The sequence below is a fragment of the Novosphingobium sp. MMS21-SN21R genome, assembly GCF_031846015.1.
Lineage (GTDB): Bacteria > Pseudomonadota > Alphaproteobacteria > Sphingomonadales > Sphingomonadaceae > Novosphingobium.
Genome location: NZ_JAVRDU010000001.1, coordinates 2,288,204 through 2,302,001, shown reverse-complemented (window position 1 = coordinate 2,302,001; position 13,798 = coordinate 2,288,204). Strand labels below are relative to the sequence as shown.

Sequence of the window (13,798 nt, the reverse complement as noted above, 5' to 3'; positions counted from 1 at the left end):
ATTTAGGTGAACGTTCACAACAGACGCCAGGCGTCGAGTCCCGTAGTCTTGGGGGGAGAGGAAGTTATGAGGTCTAAGCGTTCCATGATCGTGCGTGCGTCGAGCTTTGGCGCGATGGCACTTGCACTTGCCAGCCAGACGGCATTTGCCCAGGAAGCGGCTCCTGCCGAGGGCGAAGGCGAAGCTATTGTCGTGACCGGCATCCGCGCCTCGCTGGCGCAGGCGATGAGCATCAAGCGCAGCGCGCAGGGCGTGGTCGACGCAATCTCGGCAGAAGACATCGGCAAGTTCCCCGATACCAACCTGGCGGAATCGCTGCAGCGCATCACCGGCGTGTCGATCGACCGTTCAAACGGCGAAGGCTCGACCGTGACGGTCCGCGGCTTTGGCCCGGAATTCAATCTGGTGCTGCTCAATGGCCGCCAGATGCCGACGTCGTCGCTGGGCGATGGCGCCAGCGCGCCGTCGTCGCGCTCGTTCGACTTTGCCAACCTGGCATCGGAAGGCGTTTCGGGCGTCGAGGTCTACAAGTCCGGCCGCGCCACGCTGCCGACCGGCGGCATCGGTTCAACGATCAACATCAAGACCCCGCGCCCGCTCGACAAGCCGGGCCTTTCGGGCAGCCTTGCGGTCAAGGGTGTCTATGACAGCTCGCGCAATGACGGCAAGCCGATCACGCCAGAAGTCTCGGGCATCATCTCGACCACATTCGGCGAAGACGACATGTTCGGCGTGCTCGTCACCGGTAGCTGGCAGAAGCGCAAGGCGAGCGTCAATCAGGCCAATGTCGGCTGGCGCGATGGCTATCTCGGTTCGGAAAACAACTGGGGCTCGCTGCCGCAGGCGGGTGATCCGCGCTTTGCCAACGTGCAGAACCGTCCCGGCCCGACCGATGTCTATCAGGTGCAGCAGAACGCAAGCTACGACCTGAACGACATCAACCGCGAGCGCCTCAACGGCCAGTTGGTGCTGCAGGCCCGGCCCGCTGAAAACCTGACTGCGACGCTTGATTACACCTATTCGCGCAACACCGTGCAAGTGCGCAATTCCAACGTCGGCATCTGGTTCAACTTCAATGACGTTTCGAGCGCCTGGACAGATGGTCCGGTTGCCGGTCCGATCTTCTATTCGGAAAAGTTCGGTGCCGCAGAAGGCAAGGACCTGTCTTACTCGGGGTCGCTGACCGAGAACCGCTCCGAGAACAAGTCGATCGGCGGCAACCTCAAGTGGGAAGGGCCGGGCGGTTTGCGCCTCGTGCTCGACGCACACCACTCGACCGCGGAATCGGGTGCGAACAATCCTTATGGCACCAGCACGTCGGTCGGCACGGCGGTGTTCGGCATCGCGCAGCAGACCGTCAATTACGAGAACGATTTGCCGGTCATCTCGGTGGTCATGCATCCGGGGATCGACGCGCTCGACGCTTCGAACATTCAGGCGACGGGCAATGCCTTCCGCAACGCCTACTTCAAGGACACGGTGAACGAGGCCCAGCTGCGCGGCGGCTATGACTTCGATGACTCGGTGCTCGACAGCCTCGATTTCGGCGTGACTTACGTCGAGAACAAGGTGCGGTCGGCTTATGGTTTCATCCAGAACGATACCTGGGGTGGTTCGACCACCAAGGCCCAGATGCCTGACGACCTGTTCACTCTTGAATCGATCCCCGACAAGTTCGCAGGCGTTTCAGGCGCAGGCGACGCCGGGATGCTCCAGAGCTTCTACCGCTTCAACTTCGAGAAGATGGTCGGCTTCCTCGATGGGCTTAACAAGATCTGCGGTGGCGACGGCAACTGCCTTTCGGACTTCACGGTGGACCGCCGCATTCGCGAGCGTACCGTTGCCCCGTATCTGCAGGCCAACATGACCTATGATGTCATGGGCAACCCCGCGCACTTCCGCGCCGGTATCCGATACGAGAAGACCAAGATCACGTCTTCGGCGCTGGTGCCGATTCCGACGGGGACGCAGTGGGTGGCGGCCAACGAGTTCAACCTCGTCTACGGCGCGGCCAAGGACTTCACCACGTTCAAGGGGGAGTACGAGAACTGGCTGCCAGCGTTCGACCTGGACTTCGAGCCGGTCAGCAACGTCAAGGTCCGGGCCAGCTACAGCCACACGATCACGCGTCCCGATTATGCCTCGATGCAGGGCGGGCGCACCGTGGACCAGTTGTTCCGCATCGGCGGTGGTTTCGGCAGTCAGGGCAATCCAGGCCTGCTGCCCTATCGTTCGAAGAATATCGACGTATCGGCGGAGTGGTATTACGACAAGGCCAGCTACCTTTCGGTCGGCTTCTTCGACAAGCGGGTGAAGAACTTCATCTCGTCCGCCCGTATCGATACCGACGCATTCGGCCTCACCAACCCGGCTGATGGTCCGCGTTACCGCGCTGCCATCGCTGCGCTGGGAACGAACGCCAGCACGACCGCGATCCGCAACTACATCTTTGCCAACTATCCCGGCTCGGTTGTGGTGGACAGCTTCGATGCGGCGACGGGCAACTACACCGGCAAGATCCTTGGCCTGCCCGAAGACGGCAAAGTCAACTTCCAGATCTCGACGCCAGTCAACTCGGACCAGTCGGCCCATCTTTATGGCTTCGAATTTGCCGTGCAGCACAGCTTCTGGGACACGGGCTTCGGGGCGATCCTGAACTACACCGTGGTCAAGGGCGATGCGCGTTACGACAACACGCAGCCCTCGAGTGTGCCGCAGTTTGCCCTGACCGGGCTTTCGGACAGTGCCAATGCCGTGCTGTTCTATGACAAGAACGGCTTCCAGGCGCGCGTTGCCTATAACTGGCGCGACGAGTTCCTCGCTGGGACCGGGCCGAATCCGTACTATGTCGAAGCTTATGGCCAGGTGGATGCAAGCGCGAGCTGGGAGTTCCGCAAGGGGCTGACGGTGTTCGGCGAAGCGATCAACCTGACCGGGTCGAGCCGCCGAGGCCATCTGCGGAGCAGCAACAACGTGTTCTTCGCTTCGCCGGGCTACGCCCGATACCAGGCCGGCTTCCGCGTCAATTTCTGATGTGGGTGGCTTGATAACGTTCCTTTGAGGTGGGACAAGGCGGGCCGAGAGGTTCTGGCCTGTCCCACCGGGACGGTTTGACAACGAGACAAGAAGCGCGATGGGCGAGGGTGAAGTCAGGCGGATCGTGATCCTCGGCGGCGGCACCGCCGGATGGCTCTCGGCCTGCGTGCTGGCTTCGCAGCTTCGGGAGCGTGGGCACGATGTTGCCATAACGCTGATCGAAGCGCCCGATATTCCCACCGTTGGCGTGGGCGAGGGCACCTGGCCGACAATGCGCGGGACGCTCGAGTCCATCGGCATTTCGGAAGCGGAATTCCTCTCCGCTTGCGACGGGTCGTTCAAGCAGGGCTCGCGGTTCAATGGCTGGGTGACCGGCGGGGCTGGCGATAGTTACCAGCATCCGTTCACGCCGCCGCCGCCGGGTGACCTCGGGGGTCTGGTCGCAGCATGGGGCCAGCGACCCGGGGTGCCCTTTGCCGAAGCGATGACGGCCCAGGCTGCTGTCGTCGACAGGTTTCTGGCGCCTCGTCAAAGCGCAATGCCCGATTACGCGGGTGCACTGAATTATGCCTATCATCTCGACGCCGGAAAGTTTGCTGCGTTGCTGTCCTCCCTTGCAACCGGCAAACTTGGCGTCGCCCACGTCCGCGACCGTGTCCGCAACACGGTCGCGGACGAAACCGGGCATATTGCCGCGCTGGAAACGGCGACGGGCGGGGTGATCGAAGGCGACTTGTTTATCGACTGTTCGGGCCATGCCGCGTTGCTGATCGGCGGGGCGTGCCAGGTGCCATTTGTGGACCGCAGCGACGTTCTCCTGAATGACCGGGCGCTGGCGGCGCAAGTGCCAGTTATGCCTGACAGCCCAGTCGCCTCGGCGACCGTCTCCACCGCGCATCGGGCGGGTTGGCTGTGGGATATCGGCCTTCCGGGACGGCGCGGGATCGGTTGCGTCTATGCCTCGCGATTCATGTCGGATGACGAGGCGCTGGCGGTGCTGCGCGGCTATGTCGCGGCCCATGTGCCGGGCGCGGATGCGGCGGCGGTGGAGCCGAGGCGGATCGCGTTTCCGACCGGCCACCGCGAGAAGTTCTGGGCAGGTAACTGCATTGCGGTGGGCTTGTCTGCGGGGTTTCTGGAGCCGCTGGAAGCGTCGGCCATCGTGATGATAGAACTGTCGCTGCGGGCCATCGTCGAGAATTTCCCGCGCCGCCGTGCCGCGATGCCGGTGCTGGCCGAACGGTTCAACGCGCTGTTCCGCTATCGCTGGGACCGGATCATCGAGTTTCTGAAGCTGCACTATCTGCTCTCGCGGCGGACCGAACCGTACTGGCTGGCGCAGCGTGACGCGGTGACGGTGCCGGACCGGCTGGCGGGACTGGTGGAACTGTGGCGCGACCAGACGCCGAGCGCTTGGGACTTTCCGCAAGTGGACGAGGTTTTCTCGGCCGCGAGCCACGCCTATGTGCTCTACGGCATGGGCTTTGCGCCGCCGTCATTGCCTTTGCGTGATCCGCAGTCCGCGCGAGCACTCGACGACGTGGGCCAGCGGGCACGGGCGCTCATTGCCGCCTTGCCGAGCCATCGCGGCTATCAGTCCTCGATTGCGCACTCCAAGCCCTTACAGGGAGCCGTTGCCATTCCATGACCCGACACGCCCTTCTTGATTCCTTAGCCCACCGTGACCTTCGCGTGCGGACCCGGAGCAGCGCGGCGCTGGGTGATGCGGTGATGGCCTGCCTTGTGATGCCGGGAGAATTCCGCCGGGCACAGGCGCATTATCCCATCGTGTTCCGGCGCGATCTGGAGACAGGCAAGTTCACCGCGCTGGCGTTGTTCGGGTTCGAGAACGGGGAGAACCTGTTCTTGACCGACGCTGGTTGGGACGCGGCTTCCAAACCTTTGGCGCAGGCGGTGCAGCCGTTTTTGATCGGGCAGGGCGCGAGCGGGAACGCACAGGTTCATGTCGATCTGGACAGTCCGCGCGTGGCCATGGGCGGAGACGACGGTATACGCCTGTTCGATGAGGCGGGGAGTCCCTCGCCTTTGCTTGAACAGGTGTCGCAGGATCTTGGCGATCTCGACGAGGCATACCGTGCGAGCGGAGCGTTTTTTGCAGCGCTGGAACGGCACGGACTGCTTGAGCCGTTTACGCTGGAAGTGCCGCTGGACGATGGATCGCGCCATTCGCTGGTCGGGTTCCACACGATTGATGAAGAGAAGCTGCGCACCTTGGCCGGGGATGCTCTGGGTGAGTTGCAGGCAGAGGGTCATCTTCTCCCGCTGTTCATGGCGGTGGCATCGATCGGGCGCTTTTCCGATCTGATCGCACGCAAGAACGCCCGTGCTGCCGGTGGCTGACGCGCTGGCGAGCCTGCCAGCGGCGCGTGAGATTTCGACAGGAGCGCTCGCGGATGTGCTGCATGGAGCAAGCGAACCGGTAGTCATACGCGGGCTGGTGCTGGACTGGCCGCTGGTTCAGGCGGGCCTGCAATCGGCGCGGGAGGCGCGAGGCTATCTTGCCGCTCATTCCCGGCCTGTGGACCTGCCAGTGTCCATAGCCGACCCCGACCAGGGCGGTCGCCTGTTCTATGACGAGGCGATGGCGGTCAACTTCCGCATGGGCAAGGGCCGGTTGCCCGAAATTCTGGCCGGGTTCGACAAGGCCGAGGGGCGCGAAGCCGATGCTGTGCCGACGGTCTATCTCGGTTCCATCGACATGCGGCAATTCTTCGACGGGCTGCACGAAGCGAACCATGTCGACATCGGGCGCGACGATGCGTTGGCGTCGATCTGGATCGGCAATGCGACGCGGATTGCCGCGCACAACGATTTTCCCCGCAATCTGGCGTGTTGCGCGGTGGGACGGCGGCGGTTCACGCTGTTTCCGCCGGATCAGTTCGCCAATCTCTATCTCGGGCCTATCGACATCACGCCTGCGGGGCGGCCAGTTTCCATGGTCAATTTCGAGACGCCGGATTTCGCACGGCATCCGCAATTCCGCGAGGCTTTGCAGCACGGTGTTTTGGCTGAACTCGAGCCGGGCGACGCGCTGCTGATCCCGCCGCTGTGGTATCACCATGTCGATGCACTGGCGCCGTTCAACGTGCTGGTGAACTACTGGTGGCGCGATACGCCGCGTTATCTGGGGCAGCCACAGACCGCGCTCACCCACGCGATCATGGCGATCCGTGATTTGCCCGAGGACGAGCGCGCGGCTTGGCGGCAGATGTTCGAGCACTATGTTTTTTCGGGCGGCGAAGCGGCGCGGGCGCATGTGCCGCAGGCGGGGCAGGGGGTGCTTGCGCCGCTTGATGCCGCTGCCGCCGCGCGCCTCCATCAATTCCTGCTGAGGAGCCTTTCACAATGACCGCCGCACCGCATCTTCCGCGACGCATCGTGATCGCAGGCGGCGGCACCGCCGGGTGGATGACTGCCGCTGCGCTGGCCCGCACGCTGGGTCCGTTGGCGAGCGTGACGCTGGTCGAGAGCGAGGAGATCGGCACGATCGGCGTCGGCGAAAGCACGATCCCGCCGCTGGTCGCATACAACCGCATCCTCGGCATATCCGAAGCCGAATTCATGCGCGCGACCCAGGCAACGTTCAAGCTTGGCATCAACTTCGAGAACTGGCGCGTGCCGGGCGAAGCCTATTTCCATTCCTTCGGCGGGACCGGCAAGGATCACTGGTCGGCGGGCTTCCAGCATTTCTGGCTGGACGGAAAAACGCGCGGGCACGCCGAACCCTACAGCGACTATTGCCTTGAATTGAAAGCGGCCGAAGCGGGGCGCTTTGCGCACTTGCCGGACGACCGGATGAACTACGCCTACCAGCTCGATTCCGGACTCTATGCCAAGTTTCTGCGCCGCATGGCGGAGGCTGACGGCACGGTGCGGATCGAGGGCAAGATCGCGCAAGTGGAACTGTGCGCGCAAACCGGCGACATCGCCGCGCTGACGCTTCAAGGTGGGCGGCGTATCGAGGGTGACCTGTTCATCGATTGCACCGGTTTTCGTGCGCTGCTGATCGAGGGTGCGCTGCATGTCGGCTATGACGACTGGACGCATTGGCTGCCCTGCGACAGCGCCATTGCGATCCAGACGTCGAGTGTGAGGCCACCGGTGCCCTATACCCGCGCCATCGCGCATGAAGCAGGATGGCAGTGGCGCATTCCGCTGCAGCACCGGCAGGGCAATGGCGTCGTCTATTGCAGCGCGTTCATGGAGCACGAGGCGGCGCTGGATAAGCTGCTTTCGACTGTGGAAGGGGACAAGCTGGTCAAGCCCAACCCGATCCGCTTCCGCACCGGCGCGCGGCGTAAGCAGTGGCACCGTAACTGCGTGGCCGTGGGGCTTTCAGGCGGGTTCATGGAACCGCTGGAATCGACTTCGATCCACCTGATCCAGCGCGCGATCCTGCGCATCGTGCGGATGCTTCCGGCGGGCGCAATCAGCGCGCACGACGTTGCCGAGTTCAACGAGCAGCAGATGACCGACATGGAGCAGATCCGCGACTTTCTTATTCTGCACTACAAGGTGACGGACCGCCGCGACACGCCATTCTGGCGACACTGCGCGGGCATGGATGTGCCCGGAAGCCTTGCGCACAAGATGGAGCTGTTCCGCGAAACGGGTCGCGTGTTCCGAAAGAACGAAGAACTGTTTGCCGAGAATTCATGGGTGCAGGTGATGATGGGACAAGGGATCGTGCCGCAGAGCTATCACCCGGTGGCGGCAAAGCTGCGCGACGAGGAATTGACGCATCTCCTTTCCAGCCTGCGCGAACAGGTGAGCCGTACCGTGGCGGCGCTGCCACCGCATGGCGACTATGTGGCGCGCTACTGCGGCGCTGACGTGCCGGTGGCGGCATGAATCGGGGGAACTCTGGCAATGCGGCGTCAAAACGGCTAGCGGGATTGCCGGACATGCGAGGGTTTTGACGGACGATGGGGCGCAGGCGGCAGGCGGTAACGATCAAGCACGTGGCGGCGGATGCCGGGGTATCGTTGCAGACGGTCAGCCGCGTCATCAACAACGAGCCCAACGTGCGGCCCGAGATGCGCGACAAGGTTCAGGCGTCCATCGACAAGCTGGGCTATGTGCCCTCGATTGCGGCGCAGCGGATGAGTGGCTCGCGCTCGTATCTCATTCTGGCGCTGAACGACCGTGAGCGCACGATTGCCGACTGGCGGGCACGGCAGGGCACCGACTGGGTAGACCAGATGCTGCTCGGCGGGATGCTCGAATGTGCCGAGCAGGGCTACCGGCTGATCTTCGAACTGGTGGATACCCACAACGACCATGTCGAGCGTGAGATTTCCGCTGCCATTGCCGCGCTCCAGCCCGATGGCGCGATCCTGACGCCGCCGCATTCGGATAATCCCAAGATTCTCAAAGTGCTGGAAAAGCACAAAGTGCCCTTCGCGCGGATCGGCGCGCAGATCAGCGAGAAGGGCTTGCCTGCGGGTATTCTCGTTTCGATGGATGACGAGGGCGGCGCGCGTATGGCGACGCGGCACCTGCTGGATCTCGGGCACCGCAAGATCGGCGTCATTTCGGGGCCGCCGGAATACCGGCTGGTTGCCAAGCGCGTCGAAGGCTGGCGCGCTGAAATGTTCGCTGCCGGGGCTTCGGTCGATGGCCTGCTGGAGGCGGGTGACTTCACTTATGCCTCGGGTGTGCGCGCGGCGAGGTCGCTGCTATCGCGCGATGACCGGCCGAGTGCGATCATCGCCAGCAACGATCAGATGGCGCTGGCCACGGTGGAGATTGCCGAGGAACTGGGCCTGGCCATACCGGGCGATCTTTCGCTCGTCAGCTTCGACAACACGCCGCTGGTGCGGTTTACGCGGCCTGCACTGACTGCGGTGGACCAGCCAATTGCCGAGACGACCGCGACGGCGGTGCGGATGCTTATCGCCGCACATCGCAATCCGGACGCCGACATGGGGCCAGTGGTGATCCCGATGGGATTTGAAGTTCGCGCCTCGACCGGACCGGTGTGAACCCCGACCGTAGATTCCTTGGCCTTTATGCGCTGGCATGGGCTGGGGCGGCGATTGCCTATACGCCGTTCCTGACGCTGCTGCTGCCTATGCATGTCGACCGGCTGGCGGGCGCTGACAGCGTGCGCTGGCTGGCGCTGACGACATTCGTGGGGGCGATAGGTTCGAGCATTGCCAACATCGTGTTCGGATGGCTGAGTGACCGGACCGGGGGGCGCCGGATATGGGTGATCTCCGGTCTTCTGCTATCGAGTGGGCTGCTTTGCCTGATGCCGATGGTGCGCGCGTTGCCGCTGCTCATTTCGCTGATTGTGGCGTGGCAGATTGGGTTGAACATGATGCTGGGTCCGCTTTCGGCATGGGCGGGTGACCGGGTGCCCGATGGGCGCAAGGGCATGTTGGGCGGATTGCTGGCCTTTGCACCGGCGTCGGGCGCGCTTGCCGGGGCGCTCGTGACAATTCCGGGCCTTGCCGATCTGCCTGAGCGCTTTGCGATTGTGGCGGGGATCGTGGTGGTTTGCGTGATGCCGCTGGCCTTGTTTGGCGAAGATGGCCGGTTGGATCGGCCCGATAACGATGCCCCGCCCGTTACTGCAGCGGCGAAGGCGTTGCTGCGTGCCATGGCAACGCGGATGTGGCTTGCGCGGTTGCTGGTGCAGATTTCCGAGGCCTCGCTGTTTGCCTATTTCTACCTATGGTTCCGCCGCGTCGATCCTACCTTTGCCGATGCCGGGATTGCCCGCGTGCTGAGCCTTGCCATGCTGATCGGTGCGCCAACGGCCTTGCTGGCTGGGCGCTGGGCCGACCGCCGTGACCGTCCGGTTGTGCCGCTGGCGCTGGCTTCGGCAGGCGCAGCGGCGGGACTTGTGGCAATGGCGCTGGCCAATGGCCGCGCAGAAGCGATTGCGGGATACCTGCTGTTCGGGCTTTCGACATCGGTGTTCCTTGCGCTGCACACCGCGCACACTTTGCGCGTTCTGCCCGACGGGGCGCGGCGCGGGCGCGACCTCGGCTTGTTCAACCTGACCAACACGATCCCGTCGCTGGTCATGCCATCGCTGACTTTGGCGTTGGTTCCGTCGTTGGGGTTTGAGGGGTTGTTCGTGGTGCTGGCGGTGCTGGCGCTGGGCGCGATGGTGCTGCTGGCGCGTTCGCCAGAGACTTCCACACACGCCTGATAACGCATTGTCCCAAAGGGGTTGATTTTCGCAGCCTTGCATGACAAACCGGCGTTGGGAACGTTCTCAAGAAATAATCCGGGGAAGTCGATGTCGATGCGAGTTGCTGCACGAGGCCTTGCGGCCATGCTGGTTCTGGGTGTGAGTGCGGGTGCGCTGAATGCACAGGCGCCCGGCGGCGTGGCCGATCCGGCGAAGTGGCCTGCTGCCCGCAGTCCGTCGGCAATCACCGATCCGGCGACCGAGCGCGCTATCACGCGTTTGATCAAGCGGATGACGCTGGAACAGAAGGTCGGGCAGGTTATCCAGGGCGACATCAGCGCGATGACGCCTGCGGACCTCGCGCGCTATCCGCTCGGGTCGATCCTCGCGGGGGGCAATAGCGGGCCTTATGGCGACGAGCGGGCGGACGCGGCCAAGTGGCTGAAACTGGTTACCGAATATCGTGCGGCATCGCGCAAGGCGGGGGCGGGTATTCCGATCCTGTTCGGTGTGGACGCGGTGCATGGCCATTCGAACCTGCCGGGCGCGACAATCTTTCCGCACAACACCGGGCTTGGCGCGGCGCGCGATCCCGAGCTGATCCGTCGGATCGGCGCGGCAACCGCTGCCGAAGTTTCAGGATCAGGTATCGAGTGGACCTTTGCGCCCACACTGGCGGTCCCTCAAGACCCACGCTGGGGCCGGGCTTATGAGGGCTATTCAGGCGATGCCGCGCTGGTTGCGGCCTATTCGAGGGCGATGGTCGAAGGGTTGCAGGGTGAACTCAAGGCACACACGCCTCTGGGCGCACACAAGGTGGCTGCGAGCGCCAAGCATTTCCTTGCAGATGGCGGGACCGAAGGCGGCAAGGATCAAGGTGACGCGAAAGTAGCGGAAGCCGATCTGGTGCGGTTGCACGCGCAAGGCTATCCGCCCGCGATTGACGCAGGCGCGCTGACGGTAATGGCGAGCTTTTCCAGTTGGAACGGGGTGAAGAACCACGGCAACAAGTCACTGCTCACCGATGTGCTCAAGGGACGCATGGGCTTCGAGGGTCTCGTCGTAGGTGACTGGAACGGGCACGGGCAAGTGCCGGGCTGCACGCCGACCGATTGCGCCGCCTCGATCAATGCAGGGCTCGACCTGTTCATGGCGCCCGACAGTTGGAAAGGCCTGTTCGACAACACCTTGCGTGAGGCGCGCGACGGTACGATCCCGATGGCGCGGCTGGATGATGCGGTGCGGCGCGTGCTCCGCGTGAAATACAAGCTGGGGCTGATGGGGCCAAAGTTGGTGGAACGCGGCGATCCGGCGCAAGTGGGCGCGCAGGGGCATCTCGACATAGCGCGCGAGGCGGCGGCCAAATCGTTGGTGCTGCTCAAGAACGAGGGCGGCGTTCTGCCGCTGCGGGCCGGTGCGAACGTGCTTGTGACCGGGCCGGGCGCGGACAACATGGCCATGCAGGCGGGCGGCTGGACCATCACCTGGCAAGGGACGGACACGACCGCGCAGGACTTTCCCAAGGGCCGCACGATCGGCGGTGCGATAGTCGATGCGGTGAGCGCTGCTGGAGGCAAGGCGCGGATCGATCCAACCGGAGATGCGGCGGGCGGCAAGCCCGATCTGGCGGTGGTGGTGTTCGGCGAGCAGCCCTATGCCGAGTTTCAGGGCGACGTTCCCGACCTGATGTTCCACCCGCGCGTGGGGGAACTGGACCTGATGCGGCGGTTGAAGGCGCAAGGTGTGCCGGTGGTGGCGGTGTTCCTTTCGGGACGGCCGATGTTCGTAGGTGCGGAAATGAACCTTGCCGATGCCTTTGTGGCCGGCTGGCAGCCGGGCTCGCAAGGGCAGGGCGTGGCCGATGTGCTGGTGGCAGGGAAAGACGGCAAGGCCCTGCGTGACTTTAGCGGAACGCTGCCGTTCGCTTGGCCTCAGGACGCCCGCGCTCCGATGGGCGCCCCACTGTTTCCGGCAGGTTACGGGCTGTCCTACGCCCGGCCCGGTACAGTGGGCAAGGTGAGTGAGGACCCGCGGGTCGAGCAGGGACCAGCGCTCAGCGATACAGCCTATATCCGGCATGGCCGGGTGATCGAGCCGTGGCGGCTGGGGTTGGACAGCGTGGTGACGATGCGGGCTGTGGACCTGATGGCGCAGGAAGACGCGCGTCAGTTCACGTGGATCGGGAAGGGCGACATTGCCGTCGACGGCCCGCCGGTGGACATGGAACGCTATTTGAACGGCGGGTTCGCGCTACGACTGGACTGGCGGATTGATGCTCGCGGCGATGCCCCGGTGACCGTCAGCTTCGGCGGAGTGCGGCTTGATGTGTCGGTACTGGTGAGTGCGGCAACGCCGGGCAAGGCCGGGACGCTACTCGTTGGCCTGAAATGCTTTGCCGAACATGGCGCGCCGATCAAGGCGATTGGCACGCCCTTGCGGATGGGCGCGGACAAGGGCTTTGCGGTGACTGTTCGCAATGCCGGAATCGAGGGTATCGGACAGATGCCCGCTTGTCCGCCGCTGGCGAAATGAGCGGAGGTCAGCGCGCGCAGGCGGCGTAATGGCCTGCGCGGCAGGCAGCGACCGCGCGGCGCCACGCGGCCATGTCGCGCTCGTACCGAGCGCGGCTGCTGGCGTAGTCGGACGCGGCGGTGTTCGAGGCGCGGGATTGTGCGGCGTAGCGCTCGTCACGCTCCTTTACCCGCGCTGCTTCGGCAAGGTTGAGCTTGCGGATTATTTCTTTGTCGCGTGCGCGTGCGACGGAGTTGCGCATCGAAGGATCGAGCGGATCGTCGGCTATGGCGGGCGCCGCGATTGCGATGGTCGACACGGCAAAGACCGCGCGCAGCAGAAGCAGTTTCAACGTCGATCCCTCCCGAACGAAGTCACTCGGTAGCAGTGACCGGCCATATTGGGCAGGCCCATGCTTTGAAGCGTTGGTGTCTCGTCGCAGCCTTGAACCGCCCCGGCGCAATGAGGCGTCGCCGCATGAGTTTGGCCGTCCGCCTCGGGACCCAAGCTTCTCCGCTGGCGTTGAGCGCTCACACTCATTCGGAGAAACTTCCATGGAATCAAATACTCCCTACAGCGGCACGGCGACCCATGATGATCGCAGCGAAGGCGATGTCACCGTTCTCAACACGCTGATCGCGACCTTGCTCGACAGCGTGGAGGGTTATCAGAAATCCGCCGAGGATCTCGACAATCAGGAGTTCCGCCGCCTGTTCCTCGAACGCGCCCGCGAACGCCAGAGCGCGGTAACGAAATTGCAGTCGGCCGTGGCGCAGCTTGGCGGCAAGCCAGAGGACGATACTTCTGTGATGGGCTCGATCCACCGCGTATTCGTGGATCTCAAGGCTGCGGTCACCGGGCGCGATGACAAGGCGATCGTCAACGAGGTAGAGCGCGGGGAGGACTATCTCAAGGGCAAGTTCGAAACGGCGATGAACAACGCCGACCTATCGTCGGTCGCTCGCAGCGCTGTCGATGAAGCCTGGGTTTCTGTCCGCGAAGGCCACGACCAGATGAGCGCGCTGAAGCACGGTCTGCAGCACTGATTGAACGGCAGCCGTGCGTAGCAAAAGTTGCGCACGGCTT

At 63.8% G+C, this 13,798-nt stretch carries 10 protein-coding genes; 9 read left to right on the top strand and 1 reads right to left on the bottom strand.

The genetic code is table 11. The features are described 5' to 3' along the window. The first annotated feature begins 66 nt into the window (after nucleotides 1-66). The 8 genes from RM192_RS10965 (at nucleotide 67) to RM192_RS10930 (ending at nucleotide 12,733) form a co-directional block, all read left to right on the top strand. Nucleotides 67-3,033: a TonB-dependent receptor gene (locus RM192_RS10965; protein WP_311507582.1), complete on the top strand. Its 2,967-nt coding sequence runs from the start codon at nucleotides 67-69 to the stop codon at nucleotides 3,031-3,033. Between the two features lie 100 nt (nucleotides 3,034-3,133). Next, nucleotides 3,134-4,684 (top strand): tryptophan halogenase family protein, encoded by a 1,551-nt coding sequence (locus RM192_RS10960; RefSeq protein ID WP_311507581.1) that lies wholly within the window; start codon nucleotides 3,134-3,136, stop codon nucleotides 4,682-4,684. Then, nucleotides 4,681-5,397: a SapC family protein gene (locus RM192_RS10955; protein ID WP_311507580.1), complete on the top strand. Its 717-nt coding sequence runs from the start codon at nucleotides 4,681-4,683 to the stop codon at nucleotides 5,395-5,397. The genes RM192_RS10960 and RM192_RS10955 overlap by 4 nt, the downstream gene beginning before the upstream one ends. Next, the gene (locus RM192_RS10950) at nucleotides 5,390-6,406 is read left to right on the top strand and encodes a cupin-like domain-containing protein (protein ID WP_409233829.1); all 1,017 of its coding nucleotides are present in this window, start codon (nucleotides 5,390-5,392) and stop codon (nucleotides 6,404-6,406) included. Before RM192_RS10955 ends, RM192_RS10950 begins: the two co-directional genes overlap by 8 nt. Further along, nucleotides 6,403-7,908, top strand: a complete 1,506-nt coding sequence (locus tag RM192_RS10945; protein WP_311507578.1) for a tryptophan halogenase family protein — start codon at nucleotides 6,403-6,405, stop codon at nucleotides 7,906-7,908. Before RM192_RS10950 ends, RM192_RS10945 begins: the two co-directional genes overlap by 4 nt. A gap of 74 nt (nucleotides 7,909-7,982) precedes the next feature. Then, nucleotides 7,983-9,041 carry a LacI family DNA-binding transcriptional regulator gene (locus RM192_RS10940; RefSeq protein ID WP_311507577.1) on the top strand — a complete coding sequence of 353 codons (1,059 nt, stop codon included), beginning with the start codon at nucleotides 7,983-7,985 and terminating at the stop codon, nucleotides 9,039-9,041. Next, entirely contained in the window at nucleotides 9,038-10,219 is a 1,182-nt protein-coding gene (locus RM192_RS10935) for an MFS transporter (RefSeq protein ID WP_311507576.1), read from the top strand. Before RM192_RS10940 ends, RM192_RS10935 begins: the two co-directional genes overlap by 4 nt. Nucleotides 10,220-10,309: 90 nt before the next feature. Next, nucleotides 10,310-12,733, top strand: coding sequence for a glycoside hydrolase family 3 N-terminal domain-containing protein (locus RM192_RS10930; protein WP_409233806.1), 2,424 nt, complete (start codon nucleotides 10,310-10,312; stop codon nucleotides 12,731-12,733). Between the two features lie 7 nt (nucleotides 12,734-12,740). Here RM192_RS10930 and RM192_RS10925 read toward each other — a convergent pair whose 3' ends face one another. Continuing rightward, nucleotides 12,741-13,064, bottom strand: a complete 324-nt coding sequence (locus RM192_RS10925) for a hypothetical protein (protein ID WP_311507573.1) — start codon at nucleotides 13,062-13,064, stop codon at nucleotides 12,741-12,743. A 202-nt stretch (nucleotides 13,065-13,266) separates the two neighbouring features. Here RM192_RS10925 and RM192_RS10920 point away from each other — a divergent pair, with 202 nt between their 5' ends. Continuing rightward, nucleotides 13,267-13,758 carry a PA2169 family four-helix-bundle protein gene (locus RM192_RS10920; protein WP_311507572.1) on the top strand — a complete coding sequence of 164 codons (492 nt, stop codon included), beginning with the start codon at nucleotides 13,267-13,269 and terminating at the stop codon, nucleotides 13,756-13,758. Nucleotides 13,759-13,798: the final 40 nt, after the last annotated feature.